14 protein-coding genes and 2 pseudogenes are annotated in these 21,604 nt (G+C 42.5%); 1 reads left to right on the forward strand and 15 read right to left on the reverse strand.

Translation table 11 applies throughout. From position 1 onward, the window contains the following. Window positions 1-9: 9 nt before the first annotated feature. From F902_RS16330 to F902_RS16395, 14 genes and pseudogenes are all read right to left on the reverse strand, one after another. Window positions 10-2,121 (reverse strand): annotated as a pseudogene (locus tag F902_RS16330) (Pls/PosA family non-ribosomal peptide synthetase); the annotation flags it as partial. A 38-nt stretch (window positions 2,122-2,159) separates the two neighbouring features. Continuing rightward, window positions 2,160-3,368: an IS256-like element ISAba26 family transposase gene (locus F902_RS16335; protein WP_005202188.1), complete on the reverse strand. Its 1,209-nt coding sequence runs from the start codon at window positions 3,366-3,368 to the stop codon at window positions 2,160-2,162. A gap of 76 nt (window positions 3,369-3,444) precedes the next feature. Continuing rightward, window positions 3,445-5,334: pseudogene (locus F902_RS16340) on the reverse strand (non-ribosomal peptide synthetase); the annotation flags it as partial. 162 nt (window positions 5,335-5,496) lie between these two features. Then, window positions 5,497-6,198, reverse strand: coding sequence for a PqiC family protein (locus F902_RS16345; protein WP_005205128.1), 702 nt, complete (start codon window positions 6,196-6,198; stop codon window positions 5,497-5,499). Further along, complete coding sequence (locus tag F902_RS16350) at window positions 6,195-7,853, reverse strand: PqiB family protein (protein WP_164467921.1); 1,659 nt, start codon at window positions 7,851-7,853, stop codon at window positions 6,195-6,197. The genes F902_RS16345 and F902_RS16350 overlap by 4 nt, the downstream gene beginning before the upstream one ends. 39 nt (window positions 7,854-7,892) lie before the next feature. Further along, the gene (locus F902_RS16355) at window positions 7,893-8,672 is read right to left on the reverse strand and encodes a paraquat-inducible protein A (protein WP_005205133.1); all 780 of its coding nucleotides are present in this window, start codon (window positions 8,670-8,672) and stop codon (window positions 7,893-7,895) included. Continuing rightward, window positions 8,669-9,319 (reverse strand): paraquat-inducible protein A, encoded by a 651-nt coding sequence (locus F902_RS16360; protein ID WP_004805497.1) that lies wholly within the window; start codon window positions 9,317-9,319, stop codon window positions 8,669-8,671. Before F902_RS16360 ends, F902_RS16355 begins: the two co-directional genes overlap by 4 nt. Before the next feature lie 315 nt (window positions 9,320-9,634). Then, entirely contained in the window at window positions 9,635-11,125 is a 1,491-nt protein-coding gene (locus F902_RS16365; RefSeq protein WP_005205135.1) for an amino acid permease, read from the reverse strand. A 172-nt stretch (window positions 11,126-11,297) separates the two neighbouring features. Next, entirely contained in the window at window positions 11,298-12,272 is a 975-nt protein-coding gene (astE, locus tag F902_RS16370; protein WP_005205137.1) for a succinylglutamate desuccinylase, read from the reverse strand. Window positions 12,273-12,305: 33 nt separating this feature from the next. Then, the gene (astB, locus tag F902_RS16375) at window positions 12,306-13,646 is read right to left on the reverse strand and encodes an N-succinylarginine dihydrolase (protein WP_004805489.1); all 1,341 of its coding nucleotides are present in this window, start codon (window positions 13,644-13,646) and stop codon (window positions 12,306-12,308) included. Between the two features lie 32 nt (window positions 13,647-13,678). After that, window positions 13,679-15,148, reverse strand: a complete 1,470-nt coding sequence (gene astD / locus F902_RS16380) for a succinylglutamate-semialdehyde dehydrogenase (RefSeq protein ID WP_005205140.1) — start codon at window positions 15,146-15,148, stop codon at window positions 13,679-13,681. Further along, on the reverse strand, window positions 15,148-16,191 hold the full coding sequence (gene astA, locus F902_RS16385; protein ID WP_005205142.1) for an arginine N-succinyltransferase: 1,044 nt from the start codon (window positions 16,189-16,191) through the stop codon (window positions 15,148-15,150). Before astA ends, astD begins: the two co-directional genes overlap by 1 nt. A gap of 21 nt (window positions 16,192-16,212) precedes the next feature. Beyond that, window positions 16,213-17,418 carry an aspartate aminotransferase family protein gene (locus tag F902_RS16390; RefSeq protein ID WP_005205143.1) on the reverse strand — a complete coding sequence of 402 codons (1,206 nt, stop codon included), beginning with the start codon at window positions 17,416-17,418 and terminating at the stop codon, window positions 16,213-16,215. A gap of 78 nt (window positions 17,419-17,496) precedes the next feature. Beyond that, entirely contained in the window at window positions 17,497-18,771 is a 1,275-nt protein-coding gene (locus tag F902_RS16395; RefSeq protein WP_026057557.1) for a Glu/Leu/Phe/Val family dehydrogenase, read from the reverse strand. Window positions 18,772-18,996: 225 nt separating this feature from the next. On the opposite strand from F902_RS16395, the gene F902_RS16400 reads away from it, so the two are divergent. After that, a complete protein-coding gene (locus F902_RS16400) occupies window positions 18,997-19,419 on the forward strand; it encodes an Lrp/AsnC family transcriptional regulator (protein ID WP_004654809.1) in 423 nt (140 codons plus the stop codon). A gap of 42 nt (window positions 19,420-19,461) precedes the next feature. Here the strand turns inward: F902_RS16400 and F902_RS16405 are convergent, their stop codons facing one another. Continuing rightward, a complete protein-coding gene (locus tag F902_RS16405) occupies window positions 19,462-21,162 on the reverse strand; it encodes an NAD-dependent malic enzyme (protein WP_005205148.1) in 1,701 nt (566 codons plus the stop codon). Window positions 21,163-21,604: the final 442 nt, after the last annotated feature.

A 21,604-nucleotide genomic window follows, 5' to 3' on the forward strand; every position in this document is an offset into this window, starting at 1 on the left:
TATAAATGATTAGCTATGTTTCCAAGGTACTGCAGGTGAGCCAATCCATGCTGATTTTGCAGGAATATTCTCTCCTTTCATTACCAATGTCAGTGGACCCAATACCGCATGGTCAGCCACATTGGCATTGTATAAAATGATACTACGCGAATTCACTACCACATCACTGCCGATATTGACTTGACCAATTTTCATGATGCGGTCTTCAAATAAATGCGTTTGTGGTCCAGAGAAGCTGTTAAATTCTGCACGGTCTCCAATCTTCACACAGTCAAATTCAGTAATATCAGCCGTATCCAGATAGACATCTTTACCAATTTTCACTCCTAATAGGCGTAAAAAGAATGGCAACATCGGAGTCCCTCTCAAGTAATTCAAAAAGTTCGGAATCGCAACAGATTCGTATAAACTGGTAATGCCTTCACTGAGCCAAACGAACATGGTCCACATCGGTGCTGAAAGTGGTTGATAACGTCCAATTAAAGCCCATTTCAATACGGTCACGATGACAAAACAACCGACACCATATAACAGTCCAGCCATAGTTAAAGCCAATAACCCTATCGCAATACTATAGTCATTAATGACATCAATCACTTCTAAAACAATCATATAACCTACACCAATGGCGAGTGCTGTCGGTAATACAATACGTAAACCCTCAATCAAGCCTCGCATGAAACGGCGTTTGATACTTGGTTTAAAGGTAAGATGATCTGGATATTGCGCTGCTGCTTCACGCGCTGGCAACAATAAAGGTGGCGAACCGAACCATGTCTGACCTGAATACATTTCTCGGTTATCTGGCGTTTTTGATTGCACACCAATCAAAACATTATCCGGTAATACCGTACCATCCGCGATATAGGCACTATTCCCAACAAAGCTACGATTGCCAATTTGTGTAGATTTCAACGACATCCAGCCGCCTTTAATCTCTTCATCACCCAACATCACCGCATCTGCAATAAAACTTTCTTCACCTAGAGTCAGCATTTCAGGAATTACACCTGTGGCAGTCGAAATTTCTGTATTTTTACCCACCTTCGCGCCCAACATACGGAACCATGTCGGAGCATATAAGGTTGCAAACAAGCCATGTAAAGTCTGTAAACTGGTTTCTAAAATCTGAGCTGCGAACCATTTACGATAGTAAACACCACCATGTATGGCATAAGTGCCTGTCTCTAAACGTGGTAATACAATCTTACGTATAGCCGATGAAATTAATGCGGTAATGACCATCATCATGGCACTGGCAGGAATGGCAAGGACGAAATAATACAGTGCGGTTTGAACGTGATTATTTGGGTCGATATTAAAGACATTGACATCTAACCAATCCACTAACAAGAAACTTGGGAAAATCGGAATAAAGAACAAACAGGCAATGATTAAAGCACTGACACTATAGTAGCCATATTCAGCAAATTTACGCACTAAGGATAATTTTGGACGTGCTGCCAATGATTCCAACTCATCAATATGGCCTATTTTTTTCGCTGGTGTTCCGTCCCAAATTTCACCTGCGGGTACCGTCATGCCATATTCAATTGAGGTTAAAGCATTGACATGCGCTTGCGGTTCTAGCACGGTATTTTCTTCCAATACTGCATAAGATCCCACATAGCTGTCTTGTTTGAGTTGGATTGAACCCAATACGAGGTGTCCGTGTTCCACCTTGGCATTTTCCAGATTTACATTGGAACCAATACTGACCCCATCTTCAATCTTTAACAACGATGGCATACGGATATGCACGGAACTAATCGTGACATCATGCCCAATTTTTGCCCCAAGTGCTTTGAGATATAAATTCAGTAAGGTTGAACCAGATAAAAGATATACAGGTGAAATACTGCTGATCCGATCAGCTAACCACCAACGGAAATAGGTCATTCCCCATAATGGATAACGACCTGCGCCAACCCCTAACATCAGTAACCGTTTTACTGTAATTGAAACTGCAAAACTGGCAATAATCACACTGATATACACCAGCAAAGACAACGCGATCGCATAAGGAATACTATCTCGTGTGCCGCCTGTGAAATAGTGATAAGTAAAGAATGGTGCCAACCATTGCAGAATATTGATCGAGATCAATACAGGGATCGTCACCGCCGAGCCTGTAAATTATTTTGTGTAAGTTCCATTTTTTATAAATGATCTTTTAATCGATCATCGAACTGAATCGTAAACCAATTCATTGCTAAACGCCAATTTTGAATTGGCATCGTCCATTTCTTCGCAGCATTTGATGTTGCTAAGTAAATGACCTTCTTTACTGAGTCATCAGATGAAAAGATTTTCCTCTTCTTCGTTGAATGGCGTATTACGCTATTCAACGACTCAATCGCATTTGTTGTATAAATTGCATGACGTATTTCGGCTGGATAGCTAAAGATCGTTCGGATATTTTCCCAATTGGCCCGCCAGGATTCTCCAATTTTGGGATACTGGTGATTCCATTGATCACAGAAGATGTCTAGGGACTTTAAAGCATTTTCCTCTGTACTTGCCTGATAAATCGCTTTCAGACCCGAGGTAACAGCCTTGTAGTCTTTCCAGCTTACAAATCTCAGGCTATTGCGTACAACATGCACGATACACAGTTGAATATCAGTATGAGGGTAAACGGAGGCTATCGCGTCAGGAAAGCCTTTTAATCCATCTACACAAGCAACAAGAATGTCCTGTACTCCTCGATTTTTTAGCTCTGTCATGACTGACAGCCAGAATTTGGCACCTTCTGTCTGAGCAATCCACATACCCAGTAATTCTTTTTGTCCATCCATATTGATGCCTAAAGCAAGGTATACGGACTTGTTAATCACATTGGAGTGCTGACGGACTTTGACAACAATACAGTCAAGATAGACAACAGGATAAAGGCTATCTAAGGCTCTATTTTGCCACTCAGTCACTTGCTCAATCACAGCATCGGTAACTTTGCTGATGAGAGATGCTGAGACATCGGCATCGTACATTTCTTTGAAGAAGGCTACAATTTCCCTATTAGTCATTCCTTTTGCATACAGTGAGAGGATTTGGTCATCCATACTGGTGATGCGTGTTTGGTGCTTTTTGATAATTTGTGGCTCAAATGAACCTTCTCGATCACGGGGAATATCTAAAGCCAGTTGTCCATCTTGAGTTGTAATGGTTTTAGAACTAAACCCATTACGGCTATTTGAGCCTTTCCTGGACTGATGCTTTTCATAACCGAGATGGTCTGAAAGTTCAGTATTGAGTGCAGTTTCAATCATGAATTTTTTAAAGACTGCTGTCATTTGGTTTAAGTCTTCTGGTGTTTTTAGACCTTTAGCCAATTCGGCAGCCATACTTTTGATTGTTGCTTCATCCATGTGAAGTACCTTTTGTAATTATCCTCTGAAGGATAAATGAAAATTAAGTACTTACACAAAATTTAGAACAGTCCCTCACCGCCTGTGCAATCCCACACAGCCATTTATAAGCCTGATTACGTGGATTATCTTGTCCAATCTGCCGATCAAATAAGGAGGGTTCAGGTTGTTCTAACATTAAAGCTGCAATCGCGCCTACTTTTCTGGCCTGATATAAGCTTTGAATGGTCAGATGGCTATATTGAGGGTGTTCACGTAAATTTGAGATCAATACCGCAGCGAGTAAGGAATGGCCTCCGAGATCATCAAAGAAATCTGAGTCTAACTTCATTGGGATATTCGGAAATAAACGACCTAGAATCTCAAATAAAATCTGTTCAGCTTCATTCTGTGGCTGGTCAGATTCACTTCGGTCAATCACACTGGTTAATGGGCGAGCCTTCAATGCTTTACGATCAATTTTTCCAGATAATAGTCGTGGTACTTCCTCAATAATTTCAAAACGATTAGGCACCATATATGGCGGTAAGCGTTGGCTCAAATGATGTCGAAGCTGTTTAACCTCTATGCTTTGTTTTGCCTCCAACTCAGGTGCAATGAAGGCAATCAGCTGATCAATACCATCTTCCGCCCTTAGGATGACTGCCGCCGTACCAATTCCATCCAGATCGCATAGCGCTGCTTCAATTTCACCGAGTTCAACTCGGAAGCCTCGGATTTTAACCTGATCATCGGCACGACCTAAACAATGCACCTGACCAAATTCATCAATTTTGGCCAAGTCGCCTGTGCGGTACAAGCTGATTTCATCCTCATTATTTGCCCAAGGATTCTCAATAAATTTATCTGCAGTCAGATCAGGGCGTCCAAGATAGCCTGGAGCTACACTGGGGCCAAAGATACACAGTTCCCCTGTTTCACCTTGTGCCAATAATTCTCTTTCCGCATTAATTACCAACATACCATAGTTGGGTAAGGGCTTGCCGATGGTGACCGGTTTGCCACGCTGCAACAGTTCCAGACTGGCAGTAACCGTGGTTTCGGTCGGTCCATAGGTATTAAACATTTGATGGTGTGGTAAGGCCCAACGTTCCACCAATGAATCAGGGCACATCTCCCCGCCCAGATTGATGATGCGTAAATTCGGAACATCTTCAGGAAATAAAGCCAATAAGGTGGGTACCGCATGTAATACGGTAATCTGTTGCTGTTTCAATGTTTGGCAGAGTCGCTCTGGATCACTGACTAAGGATTTTGGTGCAATCCACAAGCTTGCGCCGACGAGGTAAGACAACCAGATTTCTTCAAAGGACATATCAAAAGCAACCGAGAAACCTTGATAGACCTTATCCTGCTCTTGAATCCCTAAAATACTGTTTTCACTACGTAGGAAATGACAGATATTCTTCTGGGTAATTACAATCCCTTTCGGCTTTCCTGTCGAACCCGAGGTATAAATAATATAGGCAGGCTGTTCAGGTGAGGTTTTGGCTAATTCCACAGTCTCATGCAGTGGTCGCTGCAATTCAGTATTGGTCCATTTCGTTTGTGGGACTTCTTGTAAGTGTTCATACCATTCATCACTGGTAATCATCCCCACTGCAGTAGCATCTTCAAGACAGACGGCAATTCGGTCTGCAGGTGTATCCATATCAAATGGTAGCCAAGCCGCACCACTTAAACAAATGGCTAACTGTGATTTTAATAATTCAATACCACGAGGTAGCCATAAACCAACAATATCACCCGCTTTAATTCCTTTCAGGGTCAGATGCTGTGCCATCAATAAAGCTTGTTGATATAACTCGCCATAGCTCAACGTTCGTTCAGCTTCAATCAGGGCGACTTTTTCAGGAAATGTTTGTGCTGTTTCAATAAAAATATCAGCAAGGACTTCATGCTGTAAAAATTCTGGGTGGTGCTTACCACGAATAATATTTTTTGCGCTCATCACACATTGATTCATTTTTATGCTCTCTTTAATGTTTTGATTTAGCCAAAGACGAAATGAGGTATTCGTTGGTAAATTAAAGAGAGCAACTTAAAACAACATTAAACTGTGATGTCTGAATAAACAATAAAACCTGAACAGAACAAAAGTGATCAATCTGACCACTTTTTATTCAAATTATGAACAAATTACCCCATTTATGTTAGGTGAGGTTTTTGCATCTAAGGACACAATTGACAGCGCCATTGCATCAATAACTCGACTCAATGAACTACTCGCACCACTCACAATATCTTGTATCTGATTGTTCTTACCTGATACTGGCTGAGTAAACGTCATACGGCAGGCCAGCTGCTGATTTTGGGTTGAGTTTTGATCTAAGGTAATATTTGGATCATTACGCTTAATGATCCACGCAACCGAAACTTCAACATTTTTGTTCACGATATCGGATGTATTAATGATATCAAAATGTGAAAAATCAGTTGCGACACGATAAGACACCTTGCCACCCACCATACCGCTGTTATAACGATCAACCGCACCAAGTTTTTGCTGTAGGCCAGCAGACAGGTTATCTCTTAATTCAGCTCCAAGCGTGGACGTCCAACGCTCGTTTTCCATGATTTTAGATTTACCTGCTGCATCCTGTATCACGATAGGCGCACGATTGATACGATCTGGTAATCCAACAGGCAATACTTCAATGACCTTGACTTTTGAACTTGGCAATGGAGAAACTTTGCTTGCCAAGGTGTAATAATTCGGTGTGGGTGAACCCGAACAAGCTGTGAGTAACACCGCAGCAGATAAGATGCTCACGCTACTGAGCACTCCTGCTACAGCAGATGAATGTTTAGCGATGATTGTTCTTATCATTTGTTTGCCTCTGCTTTTTTACCCCGAATCAATGATTCAGGATGCTGTTCAATATAATCAGCCATTAATTGTAAAGATGCTGCAGCTCGAGTCATTTGCTGCAATGCTTTACGGACATCCTGCTGCATCGGTGCATCACTGGATAAAATGGATTCACTCGATTGCATGGTCTTACGCACATCATTCAGCGTCGCTTGTAAACCAGGTGCGACTTTACCATCCAACTGTTTCACCAGTTTGTCTGTCGACTCAATGGTGGTGTTCATATTATTAAGCGTCTTACGAACATCTTGTCCAATTTCTTCGAGTGGAAACTTACTCACTTTATCCGCGATTTGTGACACTTGTGCCTGTAAGCCACTCAACTCTGTTGCCGTGGTTGGTACTTCAACACGCCCATCTGGTCTCGTGATTAAAGACGCGGCTTTGGCTTTTGGAAACTTATCAAAGGCAATATAGTTCTGGCCTGTTAATAAATTACCTGTCCGCATCTGCGCACGCCAGCCTCTCTCAATAAAGTATTTAAAAATTTCGCCATCTGGATCAAGCTCTTTGCCATGCGCTAAACGTGATGGATAAATCACTGCATCCACGCGCATTCTTAAATGCGTATAAGACTGATCAAATTCGACATTAATTGCTTTGACATTACCAATCTCAATGCCCATAAAGTCAATTGGTGCACCTGCAGTTAAACCACGAAGCGAATGATCAAAGTACATAATAATTGGACGCGGCTTACCATCAGGCTCTTTCATCGCCTCTTTGCGAGAGTCTGATAAAGTAAAATAACTATTGTCTGGTGCAATTGCTCCAGCAGAATTTTCTGGATAACCAAAGGCAATACCACCCGCAATAATACTGGCAAGCGACTGTGTATCCAGATTAAATCCTGATGCATTTAAGGTCACATCGACCCCACTGGCCTGCCAAAAACGCGCATCTGTGGTTACGAACTTATCGTAAGGAGATTGGATAAAGGTTTGTAGTTCAACACTTTTCCCATCAGCTGCTAATTTATACGCTGTAATCTGCCCGACATTAATTCTGCGATAGTAAATCGGCACGCCAACATCAAGTGACCCCAAGTCCTGTGCTTTTAAGAAAAAGACCTTGCCTGGTATATCCGATGACACTACAGGTGGAACTTCAAGCCCAGTAAAATTCTCTTGCTTCTGTTCAGCCTTCCCACCATCGACTTCAATGTATGCCCCTGAGAGTAAGGTATCAATACCCGAAATACCACCCGTTCCTACTCGCGGTCTCACCACCCAAAAACGCGAATCTTTGGCAGCAAAATTACTGGCATCTTTACGTAATTCGATTTTGGCAATGACATGAGATCGGTCATCCGAAAGATCAATTTGTCGAACCAAACCAATATCAACCTGCTTATAACGTACCGTGGTTTTCCCTGCAACCAAGCCTTCTGCTGTTCGGAAAGACACTTCAATGGTTGGACCTGTATCCAAAACCGCTTTTGCTGCAAGCGAAAGTGCGATTAAAAGCGCAACAAATGGAACCAGCCAAATCAGCGCAGGTCTCCAACGTCCCTTCTTTTTTTCAGGCTCGTCGAAGATTGCATCGTTCTGCGTTACCACCGTAGTGTTTTCTTCAGAATCTTGGCTATTCGGGGTATTTTCTGACATAGTGATCTTTCTTTTATAGGTCAAAAATAAGGCTCATCGTCAATCTTAACTTTTTAATTGATGAATCGCCGTTCCTTTCAAATGATTTGATTGTTGAGCATTCACGTGACGCGCCTTGAAATAATTGTCCCAAATAATTCTGGGGTCGAAACTGAGTGAAGCAAACATGGTCAAAACCACTACAGCACCAAAAGCAACTGCGCCAGGCCCTGCCAAAATAGTTGCCAATGACTGAATTTGAATCAATGCAGTCAGCAATGCAACCACAAAGACATCAATCATGGACCAACGCCCAATAAATTCAACAATGCGATACATCAGCGCACATTGTTCAGGGGTAAAATGCCATCTTGAGGAAGATTGCATATAGACTGAAATTAATAAAAAAATCAGAATCAATAATTTTAAAATCGGGATAAAAATACTGGCCATAAAAATAACCACAGACACCAGATAATCACTATTTTGCCAGAAATAGATCACACCACTAATAATGGTATCTTGCTGACGCCCCAACAAAGAATCTGTTACCGTCATGGGGAGTACATTGGCAGGTATATATAAAATTGCTGCAGCGACCACCAAAGCAAAAGTACGATTTAAACTTTGTGGTTTACGTGAGTGCAAGGTACTTTTGCATCTTGAACATTGAGCATGATTTTGCTGATCTGCGTGACTTGCTACAGCATTCAGTAATCCACAGCAATGACATTGAATGAGCCCAACCTGTTTTGCCCTGACATAGTTTTTGATCTGTAAATCAACATCGGAAAGCTGTTCTACAATTGAACCAATCTCGGTGTCATGGTCGTGTTTTTGCTTCATCCAAGACTCCGATCAACTTCATCCCAGATATCTTTAATCTTGACCGAAGCAATATAGACCAAAAGCACGCTCAATAATGTAAATGCCCAGAGTGCAACACCAGGAATAACGGTGACCATGCCCACAAGTTTGACCAAGGTTACCAGTACACCAATTAAAAAAACCTCAACCATGCCCCATGTCCGAAACAGAAATAAGGCTCTCAGTGCCAAAGTCAAAAATTGAGGCCTGACCTTCAACACACTAATAAAGAAAAGCACATAGCTCAGCAATAACAGCTCAACCAAAGGCACAATAAAAGTTGTAATCAGAATCAAAACACCGACCAATGCACGATCAATATGAAACATGGTCCATGCAGCACCGATTAAAGTGGTCTGAGAGGTATTGCCTTGTAGCTCCACAATGACGATGGGAAAACTATTAGCAATCACAAAAACAATCAAAGCGGTAATGACCAAGGCAAGCAAAGATGAAAAAGATCGACTTCGACGATATAACTCCGCACCACAACAGGTGCAATATGCCCGTTCACCTGATGCAAGCTCAACCCTGCGATATATTGCATCGCATTCTTCACAACCCGCCAGTTCAGTGAGTCTGACTTGCTGACCAATCACTACGGATGGATTATTTTTATTCGCCATAAAGTCAAACTCATCACACAGATTCTTTGTTGTTTAAGAAATCGACTTAACCCATTTATACCTTTTATTTTTGCAATCACAACCACGGACTGTATTTCTTACACAATATGTAAACAAATCATCATCTAAAAGCATTCTTAATCATATCAATTGATGGCTTATTTAATCTTTATCAGAAAGAACAAAGCTCAAGTACGGGTTAGTCTATCACCAAGCGCACAGCAGCCCTATTATCCTACATAAAAAAGACGAATAGGTTGCAGATCACGCCTACAACCTATTCGTCTATATACTTATTTTAAATAAAAGTTTTACTTAAACGGCTTTATTTTTATAAAAAATATTGTAGCTCGCATAGCATGCGATAATAAACAGGACACAACAGACGAAGCCCACTTGCATCGATGGATCGGTCACCATACTAATACAGGTGATCACACAGAATACACCACCTAAAATCGGGGTGAGTGGGAATAATGGTGCAGCAAATTTTAAGTCTTTGACTGTTTTACCCGATTTGATCCATTGTCTGCGGAAGTTAAATTGGGAAACACAAATCGAAATCCATACCACTACCATGGTAAAAGCGGCAACACCCAATAAATTTTTGAAAATCGTTTCAGGTGCAAAATGTTCCGATAGCAAACCTGGAATCGCGCCAAACATGGTCACAATAATCGCAATAATTGGCGTCCCTGAACGGGTTAATTTTGAAAACACCTTCGGCAACTGATTCTTTGCAGACAATGACCACATCATCCGCGATGCAGCAAATAAACCTGAGTTTGCAGCAGATAAAAGTGCCGTAATAATCACAAAACGGATAATATCTTCCGCATATGGAATACCAATATAATTAAATACGGTAACGAATGGGCTATTACTGACACTGTTGGCATTTATACCTGCCATTTCATAAGGCAGTAATGCACAAATCACCACAATGGTACCCACAAAGAAAATCAATAAACGCCAGATCGCGGCATTGATGGCTTTAGGTACTGTTTTCGCAGGTTCTTCTGCTTCACCTGCCGCGACACCAATCAACTCTGTGCCAGAGAATGCAAAGTTCACGATCAACATGGTCGCGAAAATTGGGAAAATACCATTTGGAAACCAGCCATGTTCCGTCAACTTACTGAACAGCGGTGCAGACTCATGCCCATGATAAGAAATAAAGCCAAAGATAGCGGCTAAACCCAACCCAATAAAACAGATAATAGTCAGAACTTTAACCAAAGACAGCCAGAACTCTGACTCAGCAAATAGCCGTGTCGAACTGACATTCAAGCTAAACACCAGCCCTGCAAATAATAAGGTCCACGTCCACATGGAAATAGACGGAAACCATTCCTGCATCAGTAGAGCCGCAGCGGTAAATTCAGTCCCCAAAGTTGCAGTCCACGTTAGCCAATACAACCACGTGATCATATAGCCTGTGCCTGGGCCAATATAAGTTCTGGCATATTCACCAAAAGAACCTGAAACTGGCATTTGTACAGCGAGTTCACCTAAACACAACATCACCATGTATGCAATTACACCACCCAATAGGTAAGAGAGAATCGCACCGACTGGACCAGCCTGAGAAATGACATCGCCAGAGCCTAAAAACAGCCCTGTTCCAATTGCACCACCTAAAGAAATCATCACCAAATGACGTTTGGTCATGGCACGTTTCAATGGTTTACCCACTTCAATCTCTGCGCTCGAAGTTTCCGATAAACTGGCAACATCCTGCTGTGGTACATATTGTCCACTCAGGGCTTGGCCTGAGGGAAATGTCTTTTCGTTATTGTTACTCATACACGGTCACTCCAACTGTATTCTTATGACAACCTGTCCTTGCTGTTTCACTTTCATAAAAACGAATATCTAAACGATATTCTTTGACACGCTTTGTTCTATTGAACATCCATATTCAAACTCCATTTCATCTATTCCTTGCCGACAGTTAAACTGTTAAAGCGGCGACTGTTTATTCAATTTCTTTTAAAATCAGTCCAGCCCGAAGCCCTGTTTTTACCTTAGGGTTTGGAAATAAAATCCAGATTTGTTGATCATGTGCGACATAATCCCCAGCCTGCTGTGTTGCAATCAACTCGCCTTTCTGAAAAGTAGAAAAGTTTGGTGCGTCAGCACTCAATTTGAGTTGAAAATCTTCACTTTGTTTTAAAATTGAATCCACCACCTTAAACTGGCGAATGTCGGATTTCTGTCTGATCGGCAATGCTTGATCTGCAAGAACTGCGCGCAGCATCTGGTCAGTACTGGAAAATTGGGCTAAATCATTGGCTCCAAAAGGTTTGGCCTTGCCTAGCTCCAAAGTACTACTCGCTGCTTGAAATTTTTCAGCCGTAAAGTGAGTAAAGGTTTTGCCTGCGGCATTGTGATAGACCAAAGCATCCAAATCAGCAGCCTCTAGACTTTGAATGAGGAACTCATCATAAGGCTTGCTTTGATATGGAAATAGGGCAAAAACAGGCAGCAATGAGGCACGAATTGCCGTATGCAGGTCATAATGATAGCGCTGTGCTTGCGGCTGACTTTGTTCAAAAAACTGTGCTGTTACTTGCTCTAAGTGAGCAGCCCGTTCGGTTTCCTGATCTTGGGCTAAGTGCTGATAGGCACCACAAAACATGCGGTTCATATCATTTTCAAGATAGCGCATCCCATGTCGAATCGCTTCAGGATTCCCCAACACAAACAGTACCCGTACTGCAAGCGTTAAACGCTCGGCAAATAGGTCATGAATAATTTGGTCCAATAGCTCGATCGGTGCAGTTTCATTGCCATGAATCCCAGCAGAAAGCAGCATGGTCTTTCCATAGTTTGTCTTCGGTGTACATTGCAATAGCCCTTCACCCAACCACTGCCATGTAAATCCCGTCGTCTCACCTTGCATCTGCACAGGCATTCGTTGCGTTAAAGTCAACGTTAATAGATCAACCATGTACTTTCATCCTTAAAAGCCGTTGTTTACTGTTTATCTTTGGAAGTGATAAACCGAACCTAAAGCTAAAATTTTGGTTAACTCATCTAATGCGGTACGGCTCTCGATCAATAAACTTGGATCGGCCAAATCGTCTTGTGTTAACTCATCACGATAATGCTGATCCACCCACTGATTCAGCGTTTTGAATAATGCATCATTCATAAACAGGTTTGGGTTCACCGCATTCAGTTCCGCTTCATTCACGGCAACACGTAATCTCAAACATGCAGGTCCACCGCCATTACGCATACTTTCACGTAGATCAAACACCTTGATGTCATCAATTGGCGTACCCATTTGAATCATGTCATTCAAGTAGCTCCATACCGCCTTGTTGTGACGTGATTCCTCTGGTACCACAATGCTCATGCCACCATCTGCACGGGTCAAAATCTGGCTGTTGAACAAATAAGTCGAGACTGCATCTTCAACACTGACACGATTGTCAGGGACTTCAATCGAGATAAAATCTTGTTCGATCCCCGCCATCTTGTGACGAATTTCATTCAATGCATCAGCTTGATTTAAAAAGGCTTGCTGATGATGGAACAAGACCTGTTGATTACTCACCGCAATCACATCGTTATGAAATACACCTTGATCAATCACATCTGGATTTTGCTGAATGAACACGGTTCGTTTCGCATCCAGACGATGCAAACGGGCAATCGCTTCACTTGCCTCGCGAGTTTGACGCGCAGGGAATTTCTGCGGTGCAACCGTTCCACCGAGTTGTTGCTGTCCATAAACAAAAACCTGCACACCCGCCTGATCATATCCACCACCAAGGCGATTATGATTGGCTGCGCCTTCATCTCCAAACAAGGCGGCTTCTGGCAGTGCTTCGTGGTGCGCGAAATATACATCATTATTGAACATCGCTTGAAGAATACGCGTGGTCGTATGATGCTCAATTGATCGATGGAACTTATTATTTAAGTTTGCAGCGGTAAAATGCATGCGTTTATCAGCACTATCTGCCGATGGCGACACCGTACATGAGTTGGCCGTCCACATCGAAGAAGCAGAACTCAGCGAAGATAATAAAGCTGGCGCAGTACGCATCGCTTGGGTAATGACATCAATATCACTGCCCGTAAAACCCAAACGGCGTAACGTTGGTACATGCGGACGCTCTTGTGGGGCAAACACACCCTGCTTCAAGCCTAAGTCCGCGAGGGCTTTCATTTTCTTCAAGCCTTGTTTTGCAGCCAACTTAGGATTTGACGCGTTATTACGGTTCTTGGTTGATGCAACATTACCAAATGATAAGCCTGCATAATGATGCGTCGGCCCCACTAAACCATCAAAATTAATTTCATAACCTGACATTTTATTCTCCCTGTGTCCCGATACGAGCCGACTTACAGCACAATGCCCGGTGATAATTTTGAAGGTAAAGTAATGCTGTCACTTTCCAGTGAAGCCATAGGCCATGCACTATAGTCTGCTGCATAGAAGGCACTGGCACGATGATTACCCGACGCCCCAACACCGCCAAATGGTGCGGCACTTGATGCACCTGTTAATGGTTTATTCCAGTTCACAATGCCTGCACGCGCTTCAATCAGTACACGATCAAATAAATTACGCTCTGGTGAAACCAAGCCCACTGCCAAACCAAAGCGCGTGTTATTGGCAATATTCAAGGCTTCATCGAAACTGTTATAGCGATAAATCGTGGTGAGTGGACCAAAGTATTCATCATCAGGAATATCGGTCACCTGAGTAACATCTAAAATACCCGCCGTGAGTAATGAACTATCGGCTTGTGGACGAGTCATTTCTAATAATGGTTTTGCACCCAAAGCAATCAGTTTACTTTGCGCTACCAACATTTGTTCTGCTGCATGAGCAGAAATCACCCCACCCATAAAGGGTTGCGGTTCAGCATTCCAGCTTCCCACGACTAAGTTCTTCGCGACTTCAACAAAACGTTGAATGAAAGCATCACCATTGGCACCCTGCTTGACAATAATACGGCGTGCACAAGTACAACGTTGCCCTGCGGAAACAAAAGCGGATTGAATCGCGAGATTCACTACAGCATCAATATCGCTGGCTTCATCAATGATCAGGGCATTATTACCACCCATTTCCAAAGCAAGGATTTTTTCAGGAGCACCTGCCATTTGTTTATGCAAGTGATAGCCCGTATTGGCACTGCCTGTGAACAACAAACCGTCAATTTGTTCAGCTGCTGCGAGTGCCTCACCCGTGCTGCGTCCACCTTGTACGATATTCAGCACACCGTTTGGTAGACCGGCTTGCTGCCATAATTTTGCAGTTTCTTCAGCCGTCCAAGGCGTGAGTTCACTTGGTTTAAACACCACGGTATTACCCGCAATCAATGCAGGCACAATATGACCGTTTGGCAAATGACCCGGGAAGTTATACGGGCCAAATACGGCGAGAACACCATGTGGACGATGACGTAGTGAAGCAACACCATCTGGCATTTCAGTTTCGCTAAAACCTGTCCGTTGATGATAAGCACGAATCGAAATCGCTACTTTACCAATCATCGATTGTACTTCGGTCAAAGTTTCCCAAAGTGGTTTACTGGTTTCTTGGCTAATCACTTCGGCCAATTGGGTTTTATTTTGTTCTAATAATCCAGCAAAGCTTTCAATTGTCGCGATACGCTGTTCTAGTGGCAAACGTGCCCATGCAGGAAATGCCTGACGCGCTGCATCGCATGCCTGTTCAACATCGGCTGGGCTTGCTTCATGCCCCGCCCAAATTTGCTGATTGCTAACCGGATTGGTTTTTTCGAATGCGCTTCCTTGTCCTTGAACCCAAGCACCATCAATTAATAATGCACCTTGTGACATTAGTTATTCTCCATTTTTTCTAATGCTAAGACACGGACTTGATCGTGTTCAGCAATATTCAGTGCCTGTGCTTGTGCTGCTGTCATATGCAAAGTCTCACTTTCATCAACTTTGTTATTGATCAACAACACGGCGTAATCTTGGTATTGGTCATTGGCAACCAAAAAGTGTGTCTCAGTACTTTCGACTTGCTCAGTAAGTTTGACTTTAAGCAAACGACTCTCTTTCACCGCACGTAACTCAGCAGTATTGGCTTCCAGTGTTGGCCCAGCATCGAAAATATCAACATAACCTTGATATTTAAGCCCTTCTGACATCAACACTTTTGCCGCAGGCAGCGTATGTGGGTGTACTTCTGCAATCACCTCGCGTGCCTCTGAGCTCAGCAGATCTACGTAGACTGGAAATCTCGGCATTAGCTCTGCAATAAAGGCTTTTTGCCCCACACCACTGAGATAATCTGCGGCAGCAAAATCCATATTGAAGAATAAATAGCCCAAGGAATCCCAAAACGGTGACTGTCCGTTTTGATCCGAGAAACCACGCATTTCAGCAATCAATCTTTCTTCAAAAAAAGAGCGGAATGCGGCAATAAACAGAAAACGAACTTTGGATAAAAATTTGCCGTTTTGGTTTTTGCGATATTCAGGATCAAGGAACAAAGTGCAGAGTTCGCTACAACCGGTATGGTCATTACTTAAAAACAAGGTGTCTAAAGTCTTATACACATTTAAGGCTTTAGAGGCATGCACCTGTTTTGCCACACGAAAGTTGTAGAACGGTTCATTCAACCCGACCGCAACTTCAATTGCACTCACACCCACAATTTTGTGAATGCTGGTGTCTTCCAATACAAATAGATAACTTGCCTCGCATTTTTCGGATAAACCTTCTAAAGTGCGAGTGGTACGTGTAATACGTTCAGCCAAGATTTCTTTATTTTGTGGTAAGGAAGTCAGGCCAATGCCAGACTCCCCCGCTCGTTGCGCTAAACGATAAATATCATCTAAGTCCCGATGCGCTGCATGTCGAACAATCATCATGGGCAGATGCTCACGGCAGACTTAGAGGCGTGCTAATGCACGAACAAAACGGCTTAGACCTTCATCAATATCGTGTTGAGGAATGATCAATGAAGGGGTAAAACGAACAACATCTGCACCTGCGACTAAGGCCAATAGTCCTTCTTCACCCGCTAAGGTCACGATATTCTTCGCTTTGCCAGCATGTTCATCTTTCAATACACAGCCGATTAACAAACCTTGACCACGGATTTCTTTGAACAATCCATACTCAGCATTGATTTTGTTTAAGGCATCGATGAAATATTGATGACGTTGTTTAACGCCGTCTAATACTTCTGGTGTATTGATAAATTCAAATACCGCGCCAGCAACCGCACAAGCCAATGGGTTCCCGCCATAAGTGGTACCGTGATCGCCAACTGCATACATGTTGGCATAATGATCTGTCGTAATCATTGCACCAATCGGGAAACCACCACCCAATGCTTTTGCTGTGGTCAAAATGTCAGGTGTTACCCCTGTATTCATATAGGCATACAATGAACCTGTACGACCCACACCCGTTTGTACTTCATCAAAAATCAGCACCGCACCTTTTTCATCACATAGTGCACGCAAGCCTTTTAAGAATTCGATATCTGCTGGCAGAACGCCACCTTCGCCTTGAATCGGCTCGACAATGACTGCACAAGTATTTTCAGTGATCGCTGCTTTTGCTGCTTCAAGGTCATTAAATGCAGTGTGTTCAATACCGCCTGGTAATGGTGCAAAGTCTTGAGAATACTTTGGCTGACCACCTGCTGTTACGGTAAACAAAGTACGACCGTGGAAAGCATTTTTAAAAGCAACAATCTGGTTCTTATTTGCATTACCACTCAGCAAACCGACTTTACGCGCCAGTTTTAATGCTGCTTCGTTGGCTTCTGCACCAGAGTTACAGAAAAATACTTTGTCTGCAAAGGTGCTATCCACCAATTGTTTCGCAAGGCGTAATACAGGCTCGTTGGTATAACCATTCCCAATGTGCCATAGCTTTTGTGCTTGTTCAGTTAAGGCTTTTACTGCAACAGGATGTGCATGACCCAAGGCATTTACCGCGATCCCACCTGCAAAATCAATATATTCTTTATCGTTTTGATCCCAAAGACGTGACCCTTCGCCGCGCACTAAAATGAAATTTGCTGGGGCAAAAACGGGAACCATCCAATCATTAAAATTGCTACGTGTAATTGCGACTTCGCTCATTTTATTTACTCACTTCCTGTTTAATCTTCAGGCTTGTTAAATGCTCAACAAGCCCTTCACTTTAATTTTATAAATGACTTAACCTGGGAAAATACCGCGTTCTTTACGCGCTTTCAGAATACGTTCACATGCCAAAATATAAGCTGCGGTGCGTAAGCTACATTCCTTCTGTGCTGCCGTGTTCCAAACATCCGCAATGGCTTGGATCATCAACTTATCAAGACGTTCATTGATTTCATCCTCGGTCCAGAAGTAACTCGCCATATCTTGAACCCATTCAAAATAACTGACAGTTACACCACCCGCGTTACAAATCACGTCAGGCACAACAGTAATGTCGCGACTGACAAATACATCATCTGCTTCTGGATAGGTTGGACCATTCGCACCTTCAAGTACGATTTTCGCTTTCAGCTTTTGTGCACGTTCAACCGTAATCTGACCTTCCAATGCTGCTGGAATCAGAATGTCCATATCAACCGTCCAGAATTCTTCGTCTGAGATCACAGTTGAATCAACAAAGCCCATCACGCCACCAGTTTCAACCACATGCTTTTGCAATGCTTTAACATCTAAGCCTTCTGCATTGAAAATGGTACCGGTATGGTCTTGTACAGCAACGATTTTTGCGCCTGCATGACTAAACAAATAAGCCGCTTCATTACCAACATTACCAAAGCCTTGCACAGCAACTTTGCTGCCCTCAATCGGTAATTTAATGCGCTCAGCAACCTGCATACCCGTTACGAATACACCGCGGCCTGTTGCACGAACACGACCCAATGAACCGCCTAGATGTACAGGTTTGCCTGTGACCACACCTGTTACGGTATGACCTTTGATACTTGAATAGGTATCCATCATCCAGCCCATAATATTGGCGTTGGTACCGACATCTGGTGCAGGAATATCAATTTGAGGGCCAATGATTGGACTGATTTCACTGGTGAAACGACGGGTTAAACGTTCTAATTCACGCGCTGAAAGTTCTTTCGGATTCACGCGAATACCGCCTTTGGCACCACCGAACGGCAGATTCAATACTGCAGTTTTAATGGTCATCCATGCAGACAAAGCCATCACTTCATTCAGTTCGACATCTTGGTGATAGCGGATACCGCCTTTACCCGGACCACGTGATAAATTGTGCTGTACACGGTAACCTTCAAAATGGCGAATTGAACCATCGTCCATCACGATTGGAACATCAACGATAAGCGTACGCTTTGGGGTTTTCAGTGTGTTGACAAAGTTACTGAGGTCCGCATCCAAATAAGGTGCTACCCGATCAACTTGAGTGAGAAAAGTTTGCCAAGCACTGCCATTTTGAGCCGCATATGATAAAGACATCATCTATTCCTTAATTAATCAATTGTCCCTGTTATTCACAGATTCCCTTTGTTTAAGGGCGTCCTACCCCCATCCTCCCTGATGCGCATTCAGCTTCTTTCGTGCCGAAGTGAAAATGCTTGGGGTGTTGTATTGTTATTATTATTAAGAATCAAATTGATTCACAAAATTCGTTATAATGATTAAAATGAATTATTTTTTATCAATTTGCTAATAGAAAGAATCAAAATGAACAATATCGATCATATTATATTAGGCTTACTCAAAGACAATGCACGGATGTCGATTACCGACTTGGCAGCAAAAACACGGGTGTCTCGTGCTACCGTGCAGAAACGAATTGAATATATGGAATCAACGGGGATTATCACGGGCTATACCGTGCGTTTTCGTCCCAATGCTGAAAAAAATATTATTCGGGCATGGATGAATATTATGGTGGAAGGTACACGAGCACAGGCGGTAATTCGAGAGTTACGTTTAGAATCGGCCGTTGAACGACTGCATACCACCAATGGTAAATGGGATATTCTGGTTGAGTTGCAATCTGACAGTTTAGAAAACTTTGATAAAGCGCTAGAGCGAATCCGAAATATTTCAGGGATTTACAATAGTGAAACCAGTATTTTACTTTCCACTTATAAGACCTAAAAAAAGGGACTCTAGCTAGAGTCCCTTTTTAAATGAAATGGCTTAATAACTAACACGGCGATAGTTACGATATTCTGGTGTCCAGAAATTATCTTCAATCGCTTGTTTCAATACATCATTACTTAATGGCACAGCCAAACCATCGGCCATAGCTGCTTTTGCCACTTTAAAGGCAATGAATTTAGACACCTGTTGAATATCATTGATATTTGGTAATAAATCCGCTGCGGCATTTTTCAAACGTGGTGAACAATCTGCCAACGCTGTACTTGCAGCCATTAACATCGAGTCACTGATATGGGTTGCACCACAAGCAATCACACCTAAGCCAATCCCAGGGAAAATATAGGAGTTATTACACTGTGCAATGCTATACACCTTGCCTTGATAATAGATCGGTGCAAAAGGACTCCCTGTTGCCACAATTGCTGCACCTTGCGTCCACTCAATAATATCTTTAGGTTGTGCTTCAACTTGTGAAGTCGGGTTCGATAATGGCAATACAATCGGATGCTTATAATATTTAGCTAAGGTTTTGATGACTTCTTCACTAAACAAACCTGCCTGCCCAGAAACCCCAATCAAGATACTTGGTTTGGCATTCTTGACCACGTCCAACAAAGCAACATTGTCACCTGTATATTCCCAAGTGCTGATTGCATTGACGGGTGTAGCAAGTTTTTGCTGAAAATCGAGTAAGTTTGGTTGTTGATCGGTCATCAAACCGAAACGATCCACCATAAAGATACGCGAACGTGCTTCATGGTCACTCAGACCTTCATCCATCATCTGTCTAACGATCTGTTCAGCAATACCACAACCTGCTGAGCCTGCGCCAACAAAAGTAACCGTTTGGTCTTTCAGTTGTTTGCCTTGTGCCCTTGAGGCAGCAATTAGGGTCGCAACAGTGACTGCTGCCGTGCCTTGAATATCATCATTAAAACAGCAAATTTTATCGCGGTACTGAGTCAATAAAGGCATGGCATTGGTTTGCGCAAAATCTTCAAATTGAATCAGCACATCTGGCCAACGCTGACGTACTGCCTTAATAATTTGCTCAACAAATTCATAATATTGCTCACCACGGATACGCGGCTGTTTCCAACCCATATAAATTGGATCATCAAGCAATTCTTGGTTATTGGTACCGACATCAATGGTGATCGGCAAAGTATAAGCAGGACTAATCCCACCACATGCGGTATAGAGTGACAATTTGCCAATTGGAATACCCATGCCACCAATACCCTGATCGCCAAGACCTAAGATACGTTCACCGTCAGTAATCACAATCACTTTCACGTTTTTCTTGTTGACGTTATGGATAATTTGATCGATGTATTGGCGCTCTGGATAAGAGATAAAAATACCACGGTGACGGCGGTAAATATCCGAAAAGCGCTGACAAGCCTCACCAACTGTTGGGGTATAAATGATCGGCAGCATTTCATCTAAATGCTGACTCAATAAGTTATAGAACAGGGTTTCATTGGTGTCTTGAATATTTCGCAAATAAATATGCTTATTCAAGTCACTATCGAAGGAAAGGTACTGCTGATACGAACGCTGAGTCTGCTCTTCAATATTCTCAATATTGTACGGAACTAGACCATGCAAGTTAAAATTCTCTCGTTCTTCTTCCGAAAAAGCAGAGCCTTTATTTAACAAAGGGAGTTCTAAAAGAGCGTTTCCAGCATAGTGAATATATAAAGGTTTTTTGATTTTACTAAGGTTCACAGACATACTTTACTCTTTAGACTCTCTCTCGAATGTACAAAAAATGGATTTGCTGACGTACTTTAAAAAAGTGCTTTGGCATGGGCAATAATTTACACCAATCGGAGCACAAAACCGAATAAACTGACGGTATGTAAACCAATTCAACATTTAGTAAATAAATAGTAAACCCTGTTTTGGATCACTTTTTAAGCTTCTTGCAACATTTTGAATTATTTTTGCACCAACATCGCTTTAGAATTGTAGTGATATCGTTTTACAAGCTTTGCAATAGACATCTATCTCAAATAAGGAGCGGCTACTGCAAGGTATAACAATCTATCTTAAGCAGTGAAGATTTACTTTTTTAAAATCGCATGACACCCGATCATCTGAGTTTAGTTTTCAAATCTTTTTTCTTCTTATCGTTCACCACACTACGACTAAACCCTTTAAAACCGACAAGATG

The sequence above is a fragment of the Acinetobacter higginsii genome (assembly GCF_000369525.1).
Classification (GTDB): domain Bacteria; phylum Pseudomonadota; class Gammaproteobacteria; order Pseudomonadales; family Moraxellaceae; genus Acinetobacter; species Acinetobacter higginsii.